The sequence below is a fragment of the Paenibacillus piri genome (assembly GCF_004354045.1).
Taxonomy (GTDB): Bacteria; Bacillota; Bacilli; order Paenibacillales; family NBRC-103111; genus Paenibacillus_S; species Paenibacillus_S piri.
This window is the reverse complement of the sequence record NZ_SMRT01000037.1, coordinates 15261-34136: the sequence shown is the minus strand read 5'-3', so window position 1 is coordinate 34136 and position 18876 is coordinate 15261. Positions and strand designations below refer to the sequence as shown.

The 18876-nt window shown below is 47.5% G+C and carries 18 protein-coding genes and 3 pseudogenes; 6 read left to right on the top strand and 15 right to left on the bottom strand.

The window, feature by feature from the left end:
* Positions 1-553: 553 nt before the first annotated feature.
* From fdhA to E1757_RS34790, 7 genes and pseudogenes are all read right to left on the bottom strand, one after another.
* Positions 554-1771, bottom strand: a complete 1218-nt coding sequence (gene fdhA / locus E1757_RS34820) for a formaldehyde dehydrogenase, glutathione-independent (RefSeq protein WP_133236961.1) — start codon at positions 1769-1771, stop codon at positions 554-556.
* A 307-nt stretch (positions 1772-2078) separates the two neighbouring features.
* A pseudogene (locus E1757_RS34815) lies at positions 2079-2435 on the bottom strand (transposase); the annotation flags it as partial.
* Between the two features lie 342 nt (positions 2436-2777).
* A complete protein-coding gene (locus E1757_RS34810; protein ID WP_165972427.1) occupies positions 2778-3692 on the bottom strand; it encodes an NHL repeat-containing protein in 915 nt (304 codons plus the stop codon).
* A 129-nt stretch (positions 3693-3821) separates the two neighbouring features.
* On the bottom strand, positions 3822-5057 hold the full coding sequence (locus E1757_RS34805) for an NAD(P)/FAD-dependent oxidoreductase (RefSeq protein ID WP_220446578.1): 1236 nt from the start codon (positions 5055-5057) through the stop codon (positions 3822-3824).
* 10 nt (positions 5058-5067) lie between these two features.
* Complete coding sequence (locus E1757_RS34800; protein ID WP_133236957.1) at positions 5068-5394, bottom strand: MocE family 2Fe-2S type ferredoxin; 327 nt, start codon at positions 5392-5394, stop codon at positions 5068-5070.
* Positions 5395-5932: 538 nt separating this feature from the next.
* On the bottom strand, positions 5933-6115 hold the full coding sequence (locus E1757_RS36815) for a Rieske (2Fe-2S) protein (RefSeq protein ID WP_246079726.1): 183 nt from the start codon (positions 6113-6115) through the stop codon (positions 5933-5935).
* Between the two features lie 174 nt (positions 6116-6289).
* Entirely contained in the window at positions 6290-7381 is a 1092-nt protein-coding gene (locus E1757_RS34790; protein ID WP_133236955.1) for a fatty acid desaturase, read from the bottom strand.
* A gap of 418 nt (positions 7382-7799) precedes the next feature.
* Here E1757_RS34790 and E1757_RS34785 point away from each other — a divergent pair, with 418 nt between their 5' ends.
* The 6 genes and pseudogenes from E1757_RS34785 to E1757_RS36810 all read left to right on the top strand — a co-directional run.
* Positions 7800-8693, top strand: a complete 894-nt coding sequence (locus tag E1757_RS34785; protein ID WP_133236953.1) for a helix-turn-helix transcriptional regulator — start codon at positions 7800-7802, stop codon at positions 8691-8693.
* 666 nt (positions 8694-9359) lie between these two features.
* On the top strand, positions 9360-10772 hold the full coding sequence (locus tag E1757_RS34780; protein ID WP_133236951.1) for an ABC transporter substrate-binding protein: 1413 nt from the start codon (positions 9360-9362) through the stop codon (positions 10770-10772).
* 91 nt (positions 10773-10863) lie between these two features.
* Entirely contained in the window at positions 10864-11805 is a 942-nt protein-coding gene (locus E1757_RS34775) for a carbohydrate ABC transporter permease (protein ID WP_133236949.1), read from the top strand.
* Complete coding sequence (locus E1757_RS34770; protein ID WP_133236947.1) at positions 11802-12617, top strand: carbohydrate ABC transporter permease; 816 nt, start codon at positions 11802-11804, stop codon at positions 12615-12617. Before E1757_RS34775 ends, E1757_RS34770 begins: the two co-directional genes overlap by 4 nt.
* Positions 12614-12817, top strand: coding sequence for a hypothetical protein (locus E1757_RS36165; RefSeq protein WP_181956730.1), 204 nt, complete (start codon positions 12614-12616; stop codon positions 12815-12817). Before E1757_RS34770 ends, E1757_RS36165 begins: the two co-directional genes overlap by 4 nt.
* Positions 12818-12844: 27 nt before the next feature.
* Positions 12845-13018, top strand: a pseudogene (locus E1757_RS36810) (hypothetical protein); the annotation flags it as partial.
* A gap of 342 nt (positions 13019-13360) precedes the next feature.
* On the opposite strand, the gene E1757_RS37410 reads toward E1757_RS36810, so the two are convergent.
* The 8 genes and pseudogenes from E1757_RS37410 to E1757_RS34725 form a co-directional block, all read right to left on the bottom strand.
* The gene (locus tag E1757_RS37410; protein ID WP_425464887.1) at positions 13361-13600 is read right to left on the bottom strand and encodes an integrase core domain-containing protein; all 240 of its coding nucleotides are present in this window, start codon (positions 13598-13600) and stop codon (positions 13361-13363) included.
* 42 nt (positions 13601-13642) lie between these two features.
* Positions 13643-14182, bottom strand: a complete 540-nt coding sequence (locus tag E1757_RS34755) for an IS3 family transposase (RefSeq protein WP_133236943.1) — start codon at positions 14180-14182, stop codon at positions 13643-13645.
* 110 nt (positions 14183-14292) lie between these two features.
* A complete protein-coding gene (locus E1757_RS34750) occupies positions 14293-14619 on the bottom strand; it encodes a transposase (protein WP_133236941.1) in 327 nt (108 codons plus the stop codon).
* Between the two features lie 68 nt (positions 14620-14687).
* A pseudogene (locus tag E1757_RS34745) lies at positions 14688-15137 on the bottom strand (NUDIX domain-containing protein); the annotation flags it as partial.
* A 218-nt stretch (positions 15138-15355) separates the two neighbouring features.
* On the bottom strand, positions 15356-15628 hold the full coding sequence (locus E1757_RS34740) for a hypothetical protein (RefSeq protein ID WP_133236936.1): 273 nt from the start codon (positions 15626-15628) through the stop codon (positions 15356-15358).
* Positions 15629-16009: 381 nt separating this feature from the next.
* Entirely contained in the window at positions 16010-16585 is a 576-nt protein-coding gene (locus tag E1757_RS34735) for a PadR family transcriptional regulator (RefSeq protein ID WP_133236934.1), read from the bottom strand.
* A 151-nt stretch (positions 16586-16736) separates the two neighbouring features.
* Positions 16737-18131, bottom strand: a complete 1395-nt coding sequence (locus E1757_RS34730) for an MDR family MFS transporter (RefSeq protein ID WP_133236932.1) — start codon at positions 18129-18131, stop codon at positions 16737-16739.
* Positions 18132-18174: 43 nt separating this feature from the next.
* Positions 18175-18528: a VOC family protein gene (locus E1757_RS34725; RefSeq protein WP_133236930.1), complete on the bottom strand. Its 354-nt coding sequence runs from the start codon at positions 18526-18528 to the stop codon at positions 18175-18177.
* Positions 18529-18876: the final 348 nt, after the last annotated feature.

Genomic DNA, 18876 nt, shown 5'->3' with positions numbered 1-18876 from the left:
TCTTTTCTTTGCGCTAAAGTGCGAGCACGGAACGCGCGCTACCAAGTTCGTTGGAGACTCCTCAGACGGAGAGATAAAATGTGTGTAACCAACCCACGTATATCAGAATGCTCAACGTCGAAAAGATTTTTGCCTTCACGCTCAGCCTTTAAGCGGAACTTTGTAATGCTTGACATGGAGCCTCTGCGGGTATGACATCCTGGCGAGAGAGCGATTACGTTGTTCACTTCATCGCCATAGGCCAATGAGCCTATCATACCCGCCCCTCCATGTAAAGCATCACAAAGAGTTACTTTTTACTCAAAATTCAAAAAAACGGGGAGCTTCAAGAGACGCTCTTGACAGACCTCGTTCATATCAGAAAAACCACCTGGGCTCACTTGCAGCCAGATGGCTTTGTGGTGTCAATTTAATGGAAAATGACAATTTAGAGCACTATATATTGTGGCTATAATTTTTTTACACCAGAGCCCTTTATCACGTATAAAGCTTCCTTCTGCCTGTACGTGCATCCGAAAGTGGATGCCTTCACCCGAAACGCATTCTCAGACCGTCACGCCCTTACAGATCCATGAGGATCGATAACAAACTTCTTGGAGGCCCCCTTGTCAAATTCGCTGTATGCAGCGGGCGCTTCGTCCAGGGAAATGAGAGTGGCATTAACTGCTTTCGCAATCTGCGCCCTGCCGCTTAGGATGGCCATCATCAAGTCGCGATGGTATTTCATGACCGGCGTTTGACCGGTCACGAAGGTGTGGGCCTTAGCCCATCCCAATCCCAAACGGACCTTGAGCGTGCCGATCTTCGCATCCTCATCGGCCGCGCCCGGGTCCCCGGTGACATAAAGTCCCGGAATACCAAGGCGTCCTCCCGCGCGAGTCACTTGCATGATGGAGTTCAGTACCGCAGCGGGGGCTTCACCCGCCGCCGCACCATGGCCGTGCGCTTCGAAGCCGACGCAGTCAACTGCACAATCCACTTCCGGCACGCCCAAAATTTGTTCAATCTGCTCACCAAGATTGGGATGCTCCCGCAGGTTGACCGTTTCACAGCCGAAGCTGCTGGCTTGCTCAAGCCGGGCGCTGTTGAGGTCGCCGACAATGACGACGGATGCACCCAGCAGCTGCGCGGAATGGGCAGCGGCCAAACCGACCGGGCCTGCCCCGGCGACATACACAGTCGAACCTGTTCTAACTCCTGCGCTTATCGCGCCATGATAACCGGTCGGGAAAATATCGGAAAGCATGGTCAGGTCGAGGATTTTCTCTAGGGCCTGATCTTTGTCCGGAAATTTTAGCAATTGGAAGTCTGCATACGGCACCATGACATATTCGGATTGTCCGCCAACCCATCCGCCCATATCGACATAGCCATAAGCGGAGCCGGGACGATCCGGATTCACATTTTCACAAACGTGCGTGTTGCGCTCTTTGCAACTGCGGCAGCGCCCGCAGGCAATGTTGAACGGAACGGAGACGAGATCCCCCTTTTTTATAAATTCAACGTCGCGCCCGACTTCAATGACCTCGCCGGTAATTTCATGTCCCAGCACCAATCCGCTGGGTGCGGTCGTACGGCCCCTGACCATATGCTGATCACTTCCGCAGATATTTGTTGTAACAGTTTTCAAAATAACCCCATGGTCACATTTCCTTCCGACATTGAGCGGATTAACACCTGGGCCGTCTCGAAGCACTAAATCCGGATAGCCAATATCCCGTACTTCTACTTTACCTGGTTCTACATACACAACTCCACGGTTTCCTACCATAAACTCTCACTCCTTAAAATAATTTTGGTACTCCATAAGCCAACTACAACATAAACAAGTCTCCATGGGCAAGATTTAGATAGTTGCTCCTGAAAAAGTCTAATTCTGAAAACGCGATCTCTGGTAACGTAGTATTAGAGGAGCGATTTCAATCCTTGATCATCGTTCTCCTTAGTTTTGGAGCATTTTTGCCGCTCTTTGCAGGTTATGGGTCAGGATTCCGAAGCCGACCCAGCATTTTGAGCCAGCAAAGCCCCGGTACCTGCTGCGGTTTAAACCGTATTTGCGCTTGAGGAGGCGGGCTTTCGATCTTGTCCCCGTAGCGTTTACGGGCATAGATGAGAGTGGACGGATCCGGCATCGGTTCGTCGATTGCAAATCGGCAGAACAATCGCCAAGTAATGCTATCGACGACTTCTTTCACAAGCGATTCGTAGCCCAGTGAGTATTTATGTTGTAACACCATCATGCGCATGTACTTTTCGATAGCCAAGGTTGGACGGCCACTTTTCTTGCCTTTTGGGTGCCTTTCAATGAAGGGCTGCAGGAACCGCTCATCATCCAATAGCTCGTCGATGATGGCAAGTTCTCCAGGTAGTTTACGAACCGATTCCGGAAGTATGACGTCCCACATCGTCAGTTGCTCGTACCGAAGTTTCAACATTTTTTTCACCTCTAGGAAGGATTCCCGAGGGTTTCTGTTGAACTCCTAATGCAAAGGAATTCTTCCCTCGGGGTTAGGAACTTTGTTATCTCGACAATAACAATTTCCATTTTGAGGTATCGAATTCCTTTTTATTTTGTCAAAAAAGCCCGACTTTTTCAGGGGTAACTAGATAGCCCAGAAAACCGAGTAGGAGAGTATAACCTAAGGCTACCAAAGCGAATTGCTTTTCCAGTTGTTTTATCGTCTCCGCGGCGGGAGTCATTGAAGCCTGTTGAGAAACCTCAACAGGCGGGTATAGGCCTATACTTAACAAAACGCCGCCTGCTGCATCTTTCCATCTTAAGTTCGGATCAGCTTCGTAAGGCGGCCAAACTGCGTCCACTCCGCGATATAGACGTTATGCCGAGAATCCACGCAAACCCCGTGCGGCGAACTGAATTTATTCGGCCGGAAATAGTCGTGCGGCAAATTCGGCCAGCCCTGCTGCTTGTAGGCTTGCTGATCCTCTCCCAGGTGGACGATCAGGCGGTTGTTTTTGTCGAAAATCGTGACGCGGCTGTGCAAATCCGGGAAGAACATTTCATCGCCGTCGTAGTAGAAGCTGCACGGCATATCCATATCGTCTACGATGAAGCGCTTATGCTCCCCGTTCAACGTAAACACTTGCATGCGGAAATTCCCACGGTCGGCCACATACAGCTCCGGCTCCCCCCGCCGAAGGTCAATCGAAATCCCGTGCGGGCATTTCAGCTTGCCCGGCTCGGAGCCCGTTCCGCCAAAGAAACGCATGTAGGAACCGTCAGCGGCATATTGATGAATCCAGTTCTGGCCGTACCCGTCGGTGACGTAAATATCTCCGTTCGGTGCCACGCACACATCCGTCGGAACGAATTTCCGGTCGGCGTCGTATACGTTCGGCAAATCCGGCGTTCTGATCGTCAGCACCGGACGGCCGTCGGTTGTAAGCTTGACCATGAGTCGGCGCTGCGTGTCGGTGACGTATAAAAACTCTTCGCCGTTCTCCCGGTGCAAATAGAATCCATGGGCGCCGCCTTCGAATTCGTCACCCCAGCCTCGCAAAAAGTTTCCGTCCGGGTCAAATATAAGAACGGACGGCTTTCCGGTATGAAAAACGTACACTTGATCCCGGGCATCGACCACAATTCCGTGAGTATAGCCCAGCGTGACATGGGGCGGGACCTTGGCCCACCCTTCGGCAACTTCGTACACATGAGATCCGTTTCCTACAAACATTTCATTGCCTCCCTTTTTCCCAAATTTGCATTGATGAACTCCCGTCATCCTTATTGATCATAAACGATTTCCGGCTCATTCCCCACACAGCCTTGATTACTTTTCATTCCATCTTCGTACTCCTCCGGTTTATACCTTTAAAAGGGACTTCAATTTGACATCAGGTTTTTCAAAAGATTCCATATGATGCGTTCCTTGCTTCTCGATCAGCATCTCGGCGATGCGAATGTCCTTGGCGATCGCTGTCGTACCGACCCCGCTGGCACTAACCAATTTACCCTCCTCGGTAAAATGGAAGAAGAGTTTTCCGGCATCCCCAAAGTCGCGAATCACGGTCCTCTCCCCTTGATCCGCTAATCCGCTGACTTGAAGAGTCAGGTCATATTGGTCGGACCAGAACCAGGGCACAACGGCATAAGGCTCCGCGGCCCCCAGCATATTTCGCGCGGCGTGAGATCCCTGATCCTGTGCATTGCGCCAAGCCTCAAGCCGGATGCGCTTTCCGCCATAGAGGGGATGAGGGAAGGAACAGCAGTCGCCGGCAGCGAAAATATAGGGATCGCTCGTTTGGAGCAGCTCGTTGACCCGTATACCGTTTTCGATCTCAAGCCCGCACCTGGCGGCGAGCGCTGTCTCGGGAACCGCTCCGACTCCGGCAATAATGACATCACAGCGGATGGAGGTACCATCGGCTAGTGAAATGACCTGTTCGTGTTCAGCCGTTCGGATGCGGTCGATGCCTACTCCGATCTTAAAGACAACGCCGGCCTCGCAGTGCCGCGCTTCGACGATCCCGGCAATTTGCGGAGGAACTCCCCGCATCAGAATGCGCGGCGCCACTTCCAGCAAGGTCACCCGGCATCCGCGCCGGATTGCGCTAGCTGCGACCTCCAGACCGATGAATCCTCCGCCAATGATGACTACGTGCTTGCCGGATTGCAGCTCGGAACGGAGCTGCAGAGCGTCGCCGAATGTCCGAAGATACAATAACCGGGACACATCCGAACCCTCTAACGTTAACTTGCGCGGATGAGCGCCTGTCGCAAGCAACAGCCTTTCATAACCGATCGACCGTTTGTCGGCGAATTCAACCGTGCGGTTAGTACGATCAATATGGGCAGCCGCTGAACCCGCCAAAAACTCAATGCCCAGCTCCGCCAGCTTGTCGTGCTTCAAAATAAAGACGGGAGAATGCTCCTCCTCCTTCACAAGGCAATCCTTCGAAAGAGGCGGGCGCTCATAGGGAGCTCTTTTTTCTTCTCCTATTAAGGTAATTGGGCCATGCCATCCCTGGGTTCTCAGTTCGACGGCCGCACGCGCTCCTGCCTCACCGGCCCCTACAATAACCATTCCAATTTCAGTCATGCTTCTCCCCCTAATCAATCTTTATAAAGATCTTTCCATCTTTAACCTTGACTGGATAAGTCTTGATCTTCTCGCAAATCGGCACACGCTTGGGTTCACCTGTTCTAAAATCCAATCGCCCGTTATGCTTGGGGCATTCAATTTGATTACCGATTACTAAGCCATCCGCCAAATGAAACCGTTCGTGGGTACAGTACCCGTCCGTTGCAAAAAACTCACTCTTATCCGTACGATAGATCGCAAAGGTTCGATCGCCATGATCGAAACGGATAACGTCCTCTTCATCGATCTCGTCGACAACACATGCTTCAATCCAATTCAAGTCTACTTGACTCATCGTAATTCCCTCCAGATATCTTGTTGAGTTGTTAGTATGATAGCTGAACACTTAGGCAACGTTGCCCGGGCAGCTGCCACATCCGCGTTCAGCGTTCCGAACGGATGAGGACCGTACCGGTACGGACACGTAGTGCCGGGCAACGGCTTCACAATGGTATATGTTAGGTTTTTGAAATGAGGCATTCCCGCCAGCGTCGCCGCATTCGGACCGAAGCCGAAGCTGCTATGAGCCGGTCCCCCTCTGACCGGTTCTCCCATGAATGATGTACGCAAATCACCTTGTAAAATCCTCGCATTGATAACCCGATCTTCAATCGATTTGATTGCAAAGTGACTGAATCCGTTTTTGCTCCTCGTATTCGGACGGTTTAGAAGTTCCCAGTCGATCAGTCTTCCGTTTCCGGCCAGACAAATACAGCCGGTTCTTATACCGCCAAGCGGGAAAGAAATATGATTTGTCTCGTGAGAGAGAAATGTTGTACAAGCAAATCATTTTCGTGTAAAAACTATTGTCTATTGTTCTAGCCGCCTCTACTTCAGTCGATTTGAATCCATACTTTTCCCGCCTCGATTTTCACGGGGTACGTTTTCAGATTAATGCATGCCGTCGTGCGTTGCGCCTCGCCTGTCGTCACCTCAAATCTGCCGTTAAGCTTCGGACACTCAATCAGATTGCCGATCACTAGTCCGTCCGCCAAATGAAATTTTGATGCGCGCAATATCATTCCGACGCCTAATACTCGTTTTTGGCTGTTCAATAAATGGCGAAGGTCCGGCCATGACAATCAAATCTAACGACGTCTTCCAATTCGATTGCACCGGCAATGCCAGCTACAACCCACCGATTGATTTCCATATCATGTCTCTCCCCAAATTCGTAATTTTTATGCTTTTCATTTATTTATCCCATATTTATAAGGGCGTGCGGTAATCGGCAAGGGTCGAGTAACCGAATGCAACGGATCCTTGAGTTGCTCAATCATCGCTGATATCGATTCTTTGAAGGCCGACGGAAGACCGCGGTTCGGCTCTGGACAATCCGCCTTGATCTCTTCATGAAGAGCAGGAAGCGCATGAAAAGGAACCATGGGAAACATATGATGCTCAATATGATAATTCATGTTCCAATATAAGAACCTGATAATCGGATTTGTGTAAAAAGTGCGTGTGTTCAATCGATGATCGAGAACATCTTCGCGAAGACCATGATGCTGGGAAGTGATCAGAAACACATTCAAAAACGCGCCGTAAAAAATGGGCAACCCGATAAACATGGCGGGAAGCAGGCTCTTGCTGTACACGCATACTCCGACAACCGTCAAATAAATCAATAAGGAAATCCGGGTTTCCAGAAACATCTTTCGATGTTCCGAGCTTGGAACATATACTTTCTCCTCTTCGTTAACCTTGCCGATACAATGCTGGAAGTATCGTCTGAAAACGAACTGAATGTTCTTCAGAGGGAACAAATTCAAAGCCAGGTTTACTAACATCGGTGGGGCTACTAACCTCGCCGGTCTTTGAGGCGACTCGCGGTCACAGCCGACAATGGCCGTATTGGTATGATGGCGAACGTGGCTCCATCGAAAATTAGTAGCCGACGCCATAATCATAAAGGATGTAATTTGATAGAGCGCTTCATTCATCCATGGAGTCTTAAAAACAGTACCGTGAGAACATTCATGCCAGCAGGCGACCGCCGGAACAGTAAAGAGCGTGCCATATAACAAAAATGCCGGGATCACCCACCAAGTACCCCAGGAGTAGTATGCCAGAAAGCCTGCTGCGATCAGAGATACGAACCAAATCAACGTTTGGCGGATAGCCGGGCCGTTTCTCCGTTTCATCAATTCTTTTAGCCGTTGACGAGGGATCGGGCAGGTATACCATGAGCCGTCCACCAGCCCCGCTTCCTTAGCCAGGTCGCATTCGGGTCCAGTAAGGCTGTAATCTCTGTAGATGTTTTTGCTTCTATGAGCAGCCAATTTGTGTCACTCCTTTTTCACATTTGAAAAGCTATTTAGAAAAAAACCAAGACGGACCACCATGTTCCCCAAAACAACCAGGAGACATACCCTAACGCCCCAAGAAGCGCCAACCATAGGAACGTATCCCGAAAAGCGGGCAGTTCCTGCGCTTCATGAGTTCTCTTAGACGTTGGGGACGGGACTCCGGTACCATTCCGCCGATATGAGTCCCTTCGCGATTGCTTTTTCCCTTTCCGGTCCGAGGATGCTGTAGTTTCGTTTTCCGAATGCGCTCACCGTGATCTCTCCTTCCTTCCTTCCTTCCTAAATGTAATGGCTTTGAATAAAGTATAAGGAAAACGGAGAGGGTTGACTTCCGGAGTGGCATTGAATAGGATTAGACACATCAGGGTTTTCGATATAGGAGGACAGAGCGATGGACAAACGCCACCCGATGTCGGTACGTTGGACTTATCCCCCGGACAAGCAAGCGGGCGACGCGGCGTTCGCGCCGCCGGACTGCATTCCGGAGCTGCATCAGTTCGGTTATCAAAAACACGCGGAAGCTCGCAAGCTCCCTTTGCACTTTCACGACCGGGCCTATGAATTCGTCTACGTGGAGCGCGGCACCGTGACGTGGGAAATCGCCGGATTGTCTTATCCGACGAACGCGGGGCAATGGTTTATAAACTATCCGGGTGAGCCCCATAAAGCGCGGTTCAACCATATGGAGCCGAGCCAGATTTGGTGGCTGATCATCGAGGATCCCGAAAATAACACGTCGTGGTTAAGGCTGCCGCCGTCCGAACGCGATTGGGTCATCAAGGGCCTTAAGGAGCTTCCTCGGTTGATTCGCGCGGTCAACCGCGTCCGTGAACAGCTGATCCGGCTGCAGGCGACGCTCGGAACGGCCAATGCATCGACATCACTTTTCGCGAGACATCAGCTGCTTGATGTTCTGCTCGGAATGTTCCATCCCGCCTCGACCAAAACGATCGAGCCCGACCTGAAAGCGGCCGTAACCTTTACAGTGAAGAAGATGTTGGAAAACCCGGACAAGCGGCCGACCGTGGCGGAGATGGCGGAAGCCGTTCATTTGAGCGAATCCCATTTTTACAAAGTGTTTCACGAAGTTTACGGGCAATCGCCCATCGCGTATTTGGAGCGCCTTCGAATGGAACGGGCTTGCGATTTGCTTTTGAAGGACATGTCCATAACCGACGTGGCGCTCGAGCTCGGGTACAAGACGAGCCAGCATTTCACGACGGTGTTCAAAAAACAATTCGGCTGCTCTCCGAGCCAATGGAGGAGCAAGCTTCTACCCCCTTGAAAAACGGGTCACCGGCATTTCATATTGAAATGAACATTCAATCGTTAGGGAAACCGTTATGCAACCTGACTAACCCAAAGAATTCTATCGAAAGAGAGAATTCTTTGGCTCAAGAATCCCTTTCGAAAGAAACCTTCATGAGACAATCCAGTATTTGAACAGCATGGTAGAGCAGGATCACCGATTATTTCCAAATCCCTGATGTGTCTAATCCTATTCAATGCCATTCCGAAAGTCATCCTCCTCCCTTTCCCTTATACTTTAAACGAAGCTATTACATGTAGGAAAGAAGGAGAGATCACGATGAGCGCAGTCAAAAAACGAAATTATAGCATCCTCAGCTCAGCCCGGAAAGGGAAAAAGCAAATGCGAAGGGACTCATATCGGCGCAATGGTACCGAATTCCTGTCCCAGATGCTTCTTATTTTGTTCGCTATGATAAATATTACAGGAGGTGAAAAAGTAATTCTGTCTCTATGACCATATGTCGCATCTGGGGATGTTTTTCATTTGGAGATATGTAAGCGGTATTAATTTCTAGGGAAGTTGAGAATGAGAGTGGCATCGTTACGCTAATGAATTATTCGTTGAAGAGCGGCAAGGCTTTTATTTATATAAAAAATACATTGAAAAGAAATCCAAAAATAAAAAAAATGGGGCGTTAAAATGAAAAAAATTCTGGGATTCGTTCTTGTTTTATTAATGGTAATAGTAACAGCATGCAGCGGTGCGAACAAGGATCAAAAACCGGCTGCACAAAACAGCGCTGATACAGGAGACCAAGCTAAAGCGGCTAATAGCTTAGAAGGAACGAAAATAACGTTTGTTGCTACAAGTAGTAGAAAAACTGAGGTATTAAATTCTTTGATTAAGGAATTTGAGGATAAGACGAAAATTAAAGTGGAGTTGGTGACCTTCCCCGAAAACGAAATGTATGACAAGGTGAAGCTCGCCGCGGCTTCAGGGAATGTGCCTTATGATGTTTGGTCTACGGGCGCAGGAGGAGCCAAGCAATACGGTCAGATGGGAATTCTGGAACCGTTAGAAGCGCCCAAGGATTACGCCGACTTTTTCCCGGGTGATGTTAAACAGTATCAGGTTGGAGACAAGATTTACGGCATTCCCTGGGCCTCAGACATTAATTTATTGTATTACCGAACCGATTTACTGAAGGCGGCTGGATTTACAGACGACAAGGGAAATGCAAAGCCTCCCTCAACTTGGGATGAATTTCGCGATATGGCGAAAAAGCTTACTGTAGATGAGAATGGAAAACACCTCGGCGAGCCGGGGTTCGACTCGAATAAAGTTGCGGTTTACGGCGCGCTTTTTAAAGGAGCAAACGCCTTGGCATCTTCCTGGGAATTTTGGAACTATCTTTATTCTTTCGGCGGAAGTGCGGTTTCCATTGATGAAAGCAAGAAAGCATATTCCGTTGAGATCAATAAGGAACCCGCAGTAAAAGCTTTGCAGTTTATTGTTGACAACTACAAGGACGGCATATATCCGAAGGGCGTTCCGAACTTTGACTATAATGAGTTCTTCACTATGTTCCTCCAAGGGAAAGCGGCTTTGGCCATCAATTGGCCTAATTTGGTGGGTATGGCGAAAGATCCGAAACAATCTCAAATCGTTGATAAGTTTTCTGTCGGTTTAATGCCGAAAGGAATCAAAAATGCCGGAGAAATTGGCGGATCGTCTTTGCATATATTAAAATCCAGCAAAAATAAAAAGGCAGCAAGAATGTTTATCGATTATTTAACGAGCCAAGATACGATGACCAGCTATGCTAAATCAGCAGTTGGAACCACCCCGGCCCGAAAATCTTCCATGAAGCAATTAATTGATGAGGCGCAGGGGATTGATAAAGTTAGACTGCAAGCTGTTTCGGATAATTTAAATAACGGCCAAATGGTGGATCTTGTTGCTACCGGCGAATCCTGGATGGATACGGACAGGGAGGTTCAATCGGCCATACAATCGGCATTAACCCAGAAAGAATCCGTCCAATCCGCGTTGGATAAAGCGGCGGCGAACATTGATAAAATCCTAAAGAAAAACAAATTTATGCAAAATTGAAAATTCTACGAATTCATTCCCACCCGCCCATATCGAGCGGAAATCTGGTGCAAGCAACAATTTCCGCTCATAAAAAAAAGGATGTTGACTAATGAAGGGTACATCAAATTCGGAAAAAATGATTATATATAAACGTCTTAGTTCGCACCGGACACAAAAAATGAAAAATATTCAGTTCGGATTGTTAATAAGCGTACCGGCGATTCTGATTGTTTTAGGCATTGGGCTTTATCCCTTGCTTTATTCATTTATTTTAAGTTTTACCGACTTCAGGCTGCTTCACGATGAAACTAGTTTTGTTGGATTAGGAAATTTTATCCATTTACTTAAAGAAAACGAATTTTGGAATGCCTTGAAAGTAACAAGCCTGATCACCTTTTTTTCTATATTTTTCGAATTCCTATTAGGCCTTTGCATTGCGCTAACTTTAACAAGTATAACTCGAGGAAAAAATTTTTTTAGAACAATTTTTTTATTACCGATGATGCTGTCGCCGGTTGTGGTTGGATTAATGTTTCGTTATATGTTTAACGACGAGTTCGGAATTATTAATACGGTACTCTTGAATATTGGACTGATCAAGACCCCTATACCCTGGTTATTACAGACAAATTTTGCGCTTGCCAGCATTATCACCCTTGATATTTGGGCAGCCACACCCTTGGTCGTTATTTTGCTTTATTCAGGGTTGATAAATATACCGTCTACCCTATACGAGGCTGGTAAAATCGACGGAACCAATCCGTTCCAATCCTTTTGCCATATTACCGTTCCTTTATTAAAACCAATTATTTTTGTTACTTTGATTATTCGCGGGATGGATGTTTTCCGTGTTTTTGATTCCATTTATGTGCTGACTGCAGGCGGTCCGGCTAATTCAACGGAATCATTGGCTATGTATTTATACCGAATCAACTGGAAAAGTAATGAAATCGGGATGGCCTCGGCAGGAAGCTATTTGATGCTGCTCATCATGATCATTGCCTCTTTACTGTTAATGAAGTCGATGTCAGTTGGGAGGAATCGTGTATGAAGACGTTGGTATCGCTTGCGAAGTACGGCTTTCTAAGCATTTATAGCGTTTTCATATTTTTCCCGATCATTTGGTTGGCCATCACATCCATAAAAACAAACAAGGAAATATTTGTTGCATCGCTGCCGAGCGAAGTCACTTTGGAAAACTTCACGAAAGTAATCAAAGAGTACGATCTGGTTCATTATTTCTACAATAGTACGGTTATTGCGGCTTCAACGACGGTATTGGTCGTTGTCATTGCCTCGTTGGCAGGATACGCGTTTGCCAAGTACCAATATCCCGGAAGCAGTGTGCTGCTTTCCATTATTGTCGGCCTTAGGATGGTTCCCGCCATAACTTTATTTATACCGCTGTACTTGCTGTTTGCCAATTTGCATTTGCTGGATACAAGATTTGCTTTGATTTTGGGGGAGACTTCCGCCTCGCTGCCATTTGCGATTTGGGTGCTTTACAACTTTTTTCGTGATCTTCCCGGCGAATTAATGGAGGCTTCACTCATTGACGGCTGCAGTCGCCTGCAAACCTTATTGAGAATCTCTTTACCTCTTGCATCGCCCGGCATGGCTGTAGTTTCGATTTTAACTTTTATGGGGGCCTGGAATCAATTTTTGTTTGTATTGGTTACTACGACTACGAACGATGTTCAAACCGTTCCCATAGCCATTGCACAAATGACACATGAATTCGGCATCCGATGGGATTTAATGTCGGCAGCGGGGATGCTCTATATCATTCCAACACTGCTCATGACATTCATTGTTCAAAAATACATCGTTCAAGGTCTTACAATGGGGGCACTCAAGGGTTGACATTTTTAAAAAAGGAAGAGTTTTACATGATTACGGATATGAATCGAAAGAAAATTGACGACGAACGGATTGAACGTTTAAGAAAGACGCATGATCGAATTTGGGCCGGTGATTATGACGGCGATGGGTATCCGATGAACGGCAAATGGGCGTCTCAAGCGGATCCAAATAAAATTTGGAAGCTGGCTAGCGATTGGTAGATGGAACTATTTTAATCCATTTTTACCCATTTGATAATGGCTATCCTGAGTAGACAAGCGCAAATCGCCAAGGTGGTAAACGCCACCAAAATCTCGCTGAATCAAGCTCCAGCAGCCTATTCCGAATTCGATAAAGGAGCTTCGAAAAAGTTCATGATCGATCCGCACGGACTAGTGTTCCGAGGAGGAAGCTGCCTGTGAACAGAACGTTGAAGGTTACCGTTTGGAACGAATTTCGCCACGAGAAAGAAAATTAAGAAAAACGCCTGACGGCGTCCAGACTGTTTAGAAACCCACTTTTTCTTGATTATGGAACCCTTGAAAGTTGCTTATGAATTAATTTAGGTTCAAAGTTGTTGTCTTAAACAGTAATCGCCCTCTACTTGGCCTTCTTGGCCAGGTGGAGGGCGATCTTCTTTATGTTCTGTGCCGTTGCCGTCATTAATGCCTGTTCTTGCGGCCAGACACCCTTATTATGGACAATGCACCTTTTATTCGATATGACTCTTAGTATTGCTCCAATTTTCTTCGCTTTTGATCGAATTAGACCTTAATCTGCTTCGGTGTTACAATTCCTTGCTTAATTGCCTCCATATATTCGTATGGCGAGAAGTCGTAGATGCTGCCATGGATTCGGATGCGATTGTAATCCTGGATAAACTGACAGACGATTTCATAAGCCTGTCGATAGGTCTCAAGCTCATGGCGACGATAACACTCGGATTCCAGAATGGCATGAAACGATTCAATATGAGCGTTCTTATTCGGCATCTTTGGCGGTATGCGTTCGTGAATGATTTCAAACTCCGCGCACGCCTCTTCAAATCAATGACTAATAAACTGTGGACCGTTGTCTGATCGGATGACCGGCTTATTCACTTTATCAAAGAGTTGGCGCTTCATCAGTGCTTCTTGCGTGATCTGAACGAGATGCCGGGATTCACAGGTCAATCCGATATGATAGGCGATGATGACGCGATCAAAGACATCAATGATGCTCATTAAGAAGAAGAATCGCTGCTCGCCGTGGAGCCAGCCATACTTAATATCCGTTTCCCAGAGCTGATTGGAGTCTGTTATGACGCGATTATTAGCCAGTCGTTTGGGATATTTGATCTTAAGCTGTCGCTGGGGGCGAAGCACATCCATTCGCTTGCACAGGCGGTAGACCTTCTTTTTATTGATCCGCAGACCATGGCGACTTCTGAGTAGCACCGTTAGCTTGCGATAGCCGTATGACGCGCCCTCGCCTGCCAGAAACTCCATGATCCACTCGCAGATTTGCTCGTCGCTGACCAGCTTGCCGTCCTGTGTATACGATAAGCCCGGTACGGGACGACCAGCGCTGTGTGTCGCCACTGCCACCGCTTGCTGCCTTCTGCTCACATGGGCATAGTAGGTGGATCGCTCCACATCAAGCACTCGTAGCACAAAGCTGATGCAATGCCCTTGACCAATATACTTCTGAGCGATTTCTATTTTATCCGCAAGTGCGGGTTCGTTTTTTTTAGTAGGTCTTTGAGAATGTCCCTCTCGAGGGCTTGCTCGGCGTAGAGCTTCTTAAGCTTTTCGTTCTCTTTTTGAAGCTGTGCATAATCTTCAGCTGTTGGAATGAACTTCGCTTGCTTGATGCTTGTTCCCTCTAACTGATCGAGATCCTTTCGGTTCAGTTCTCTGGCCCACCTAAGAACCATCTTCGGATCCAGTTCATGCTGCCTTGCTACGGCGGTCATGTTTCCAATTTCTTTCCCTTTGGCGACCACCATCTTCTTGAAATTCAGGTCGTACTGCTTCTTCTTCATTTCGTTCCCCTCCGCCTCAATATTATTGTATCGAAGTAATGGGTGTATTGTCCAAATTCATTTGGGGGCTAAAATGCTTGCTCCCACTCGTTTAGCTTACAATCTGAACGTAAGTGGTAAAAATGTCTTGAGACTTTGGAGGCTAAATTAGAATCTTCTACCCAGCCTGTTATTTGAAAAGTTATGTAATTTGGCTCCGGATATTTATCTCCTTCGATGTAAGATACTTGGACAAAATTCTCTTGTCTACGTTCTTCTTGTACAGTGATACCCTTTCTAATTTCTACCCATTGAAAGCTTGCCAAGTCAGGCCTGGAGAATACCTTTGCATTCTGGAAAATAACGTGCTTACCTGATAAATTAATATCTTGCTTCCCAATATAGTTACATGTAATAAATTCATCCAAACCAGTTTCTTCATAAGCTTCTCGCAAGGCAGCTTGTTTAAAATCCTCATTTACTTCAACCGTACCTGCTGGAAATTGAATACCTGCATTTGGATGTTGAATGAGAAGAAGCTCTTTTTCGTTTCTTTTTCCCTAGTGATAAAGCAAGTGACCTTACCTAGAATATTTGATCGTTGCATTTTTCACCTCATTATTTAAAAGTTTTCACAACTATTTTACCATAATATGGATAGATCTATTGCATTATCCTGCCAGTTACTTTAAAGAAAAAGCAGACTGCCGCGGCGGTCTGCTCGTTTAACTATCGTCTCCCTTCGCTCAATTATAAATTACTGGTCATCCCTTTTGTTATCATCATCTTTATGATGATAGTGTTCATGGTAAACGCCATCCATCCCAACCAACTTACCAGTCTTCTTATTATAGTATGCGAAGTTACGATTTACTGGCAATCTAAGTAACTGATAATTTAAATCCCTTGGTAAAGCATTAATTTCTTCAATTGCTCTTTCTTTTGACGTATAGACGGCAATCGGAAAAAAGTTTGGAAAACGCCCTGTTGCTTCAGCCACAAATATCCCCCAAACAGCATCTTCTAACATAAAAATCACCCATTTTTTATTGTTCTACATTTTATAGCTTTCTAGGGGAAGCATTGAACTTAACTGCCCGATCGCTTAATGAGGCCGCCCGATTGATTCTTGCGGCGGCCTTATGATGTGTTTCCTGCACTATCGTTACCCGTTAGCTTAAACATTCCATGAAAGTACAACCAAGCTTTATGTAGGTCCATCCTTAAGCAAAGGGATCACGCATGCGCCGTAAACGCTGACATCGAGCAGCAGCGTGATTCTCAGAGCCGCAACGTCGGAAATGCCGAGAATAAGCGGGAATAAATCACTGAGCTACCATCGTCACCTTTATGACGAAGTACAGTACACTGCTCCGAGCATCTGCTATGCTTCGCTTAAACATTTCCGGGTTCACTCCCGTTCAAGCCCTTCCCCATTCGTTCGATGGCTATTGATTAACTGTAAAACCCACTCTTCGTCAAAACGGAGCTTTTCCAACCGATGCCGGAAAAAGATCAGAATATACTGCTGTTCCCCGTTTGGTATCCGCTCATCCTTGTTCACATAATCAATCCGTTCTTCCTCATGGCGGATCTCATACCGCAGGTAGTCCTTGTACTGGTGCAATATTAAAAAACGCAGCTCCCTACTGATCAGTTCAAAATTTTTCAGTTTAATATAAAAGTGCAGCTCGTAATCCGGCGAGTATGGAATAGGCTCTTCCATCAACCGAAAAAAGCGCATTTTGCCTTCTTCGGTATTGCTATACATTATTTTCTTTTTTCCTCTTCCCTGTCGAGCGCCCTCCGGTTGTTCATCGGGGACCTGCTCGATCAGTCCGTCTGCAAGCAGGCCGTGAATGAGCGGATAAAGCACCCCCCAACTGATTTTTCGCGTAGGTCCAATAGCCCCGTTCAAGATCTGATGCAACAGATAGCCATGCATCGGGTTATTCATCAATTCGCCGAGTATGAATAATTCGTTCAAGTAATTGGCCTCCCTTATAAGTTTAACTGCTCTTATTATATCGAATAGATATAATAAGTAAACAACAGTATAGCTTACGGTTGCCCGAAAACAGAAAAGCCGCGGTCGTCGCGACTTTTCCCAGTCCTCATCCATTTACGACCGATCCCTGTCACACCGACTGCTGCTGCGCTATTACATTGCGGTGTTTCGGCAGGAGCAGCACGGCGAGTAGGTTCACAATCGCAATGCCGCACATAAGCAGAAAAACGGCATGCATACCGGCAGCCAGCTCCGATTTGGAGCCGAGCGTTGTCACATGCTGGTTGTAAATCGTACCGAACACCGCGATGCCAACCGTTTGGCCCAGCGCGCGCATTAGCATGCTGGAAGCGTTGGCGACGCCGCGTTTTTCCCAGCCGACAACCGATTGTACGACAACGGTGGAGGGCGTCGCAACGGAGCCCATCCCCAGCCCGATTATGACGAGGATACCAATCCAGTAAACGTAGGGCGAGTTAATCTGAAGCGCGGCAAGCCAGATGGAGCCGGCCACTACCAGACAAGAGCCGAACACGATCGACGCCTTTACCCCTATCCGGTACATAAGTCTGCCGGCAATGTTGGCAGCGAGCGGCCATGCCAGCGACATCGGCATGACGATCAGGCCTGAGCTTGTCGCGGAAATGCCGAGCACGGACTGAATCCAGATCGGCGCGTAAACCGTCAAACCCGTCGTGATGCTGAACGTCAGAAAACCACTAATATTTGTCACGTTCATTACACGGATGCGGAAAATCGACAACGGCATCATCGGCTCCTCTGCCCGTTTTTCGATCCAGAGGAACAACAGCAAAAATACGGCCGATGCCGCGAACAGCCCCACAATCAACGGGGAATCCCACGGATGGTCGGACCCGCCGCTCAGCAGCGCATACAAGAGCGCGGAAAAGGAAACCGTAAAGGTGAGCGCGCCGAGGTAATCGATTTTTTTCGCCCGGCGCTCGATCGGTTGGTGCAAAAATACGGTGACCAGCAGCAAGGCGGCGGCGCCGATCGGCACGTTGATATAGAAAATCCAACGCCACGACACCTGGTCGACGAAATAACCGCCGATAAGCGGGCCGAGCAAGCCTGCCACGGACCAAACGGACGTGAAGACGCCCATCATTTTGCCGCGTTGCTTGCCCGAGAACAAATCGCCGATAACCGTAAAGCACACGGGCCCCAACGCCCCGGCCCCAATTCCTTGCAAGGCCCGGAACCAAATGAGTTCCGTCATCGACTGTGCTGCCCCGCACAAAATGGAACCGAGTATGAACAAACCGATGCCGATCGCGAACACGGCTTTGCGCCCGAACAAATCGGCCAGCTTGCCAAAAATAGGCACTGCTACACAGGTGGTCAACGTATAAACCGCGAACACCCAACTAAACAGGCTCTCACCATGCAAATCCGCGATAATATGCGGTGTGGCGGTGGCGACGATGGTCACGTCCAACGCGCCGATGAACATCGCCACCAGCAGTCCGGCAACGACCATGTTGACGTTGGTTTTGGGGGTCATGCGGAATTCGCCTCCTTTTATTATCTCGTTTTCTCTACTTGACTTAACGATTACAAATCAAGTAGAGCGTATTACCGTCAGGATCATTGAAATGTACGAGCTGGGCCGCTTTACCTTCTGTAGAATCAAGGAATTCAACGCCGCGGGATTTCAATGTCTCGATGGCTGACTCTAATTCTTGTACCTCAAATCCAATAGACATGCTGCCCGATTTTCCCGGTTGAGAGCCATGTTCTCCGGCAAGATGTAGGAGACCAATCGTCAATCCCGGTGCTTCGACCTGCGCAAAATGCCCGTCCATTTCGTGTTGAAGCTTTAATCCAAGGGTTTCGACATAAAATTTTACTGCCTTTTTTAAATCCGCTACCATGACAGTCACATTGCCACTCTTAAACATGGTATAATGCCTCCTTTTTATGTTTGATCGATTTTATTATATCAAAAAGATATAATATGTAAATATATTTTATGGATATATAAAACTTAGTCGGTGACTTGGATGAAATCTTCCCAAGGCTCCGGGACGGTGACACTTCCAAGTCTTATTGCTAGGTAAAAATGAAGGGGCTGCCCACGCATTTACGGAGGTACATGATTTCATCCGTCAGCACATGTAGATCGTCTCCGTCGGAGACGAATTAAGCTCAAGCATTGGGCAATCGATTGAACTTTCAGACGAGCTGGCCTAGTTCTTCTAATCTTATCCCCCTTTAGCCACCTACCTGCTTGTACTTGAACATTTTCT

Excerpts from the sequence above, each read along its gene's own strand:
- fdhA (WP_133236961.1), bottom strand. The coding sequence starts at position 1,771 with ATGGTAGGAAACCGTGGAGTTGTGTATGTAGAACCAGGTAAAGTAGAA.
- E1757_RS34810 (WP_165972427.1), bottom strand. The coding sequence starts at position 3,692 with ATGTTTGTAGGAAACGGATCTCATGTGTACGAAGTTGCCGAAGGGTGG.
- E1757_RS34805 (WP_220446578.1), bottom strand. The coding sequence starts at position 5,057 with ATGACTGAAATTGGAATGGTTATTGTAGGGGCCGGTGAGGCAGGAGCG.
- E1757_RS34800 (WP_133236957.1), bottom strand. The coding sequence starts at position 5,394 with ATGAGTCAAGTAGACTTGAATTGGATTGAAGCATGTGTTGTCGACGAG.
- E1757_RS34785 (WP_133236953.1), top strand. The coding sequence starts at position 7,800 with ATGGACAAACGCCACCCGATGTCGGTACGTTGGACTTATCCCCCGGAC.
- E1757_RS34780 (WP_133236951.1), top strand. The coding sequence starts at position 9,360 with ATGAAAAAAATTCTGGGATTCGTTCTTGTTTTATTAATGGTAATAGTA.
- E1757_RS34775 (WP_133236949.1), top strand. The coding sequence starts at position 10,864 with ATGAAGGGTACATCAAATTCGGAAAAAATGATTATATATAAACGTCTT.
- E1757_RS34770 (WP_133236947.1), top strand. The coding sequence starts at position 11,802 with ATGAAGACGTTGGTATCGCTTGCGAAGTACGGCTTTCTAAGCATTTAT.
- E1757_RS34750 (WP_133236941.1), bottom strand. The coding sequence starts at position 14,619 with ATGAAGAAGAAGCAGTACGACCTGAATTTCAAGAAGATGGTGGTCGCC.
- E1757_RS34740 (WP_133236936.1), bottom strand. The coding sequence starts at position 15,628 with ATGTTAGAAGATGCTGTTTGGGGGATATTTGTGGCTGAAGCAACAGGG.
- E1757_RS34730 (WP_133236932.1), bottom strand. The coding sequence starts at position 18,131 with ATGACCCCCAAAACCAACGTCAACATGGTCGTTGCCGGACTGCTGGTG.
- E1757_RS34725 (WP_133236930.1), bottom strand. The coding sequence starts at position 18,528 with ATGTTTAAGAGTGGCAATGTGACTGTCATGGTAGCGGATTTAAAAAAG.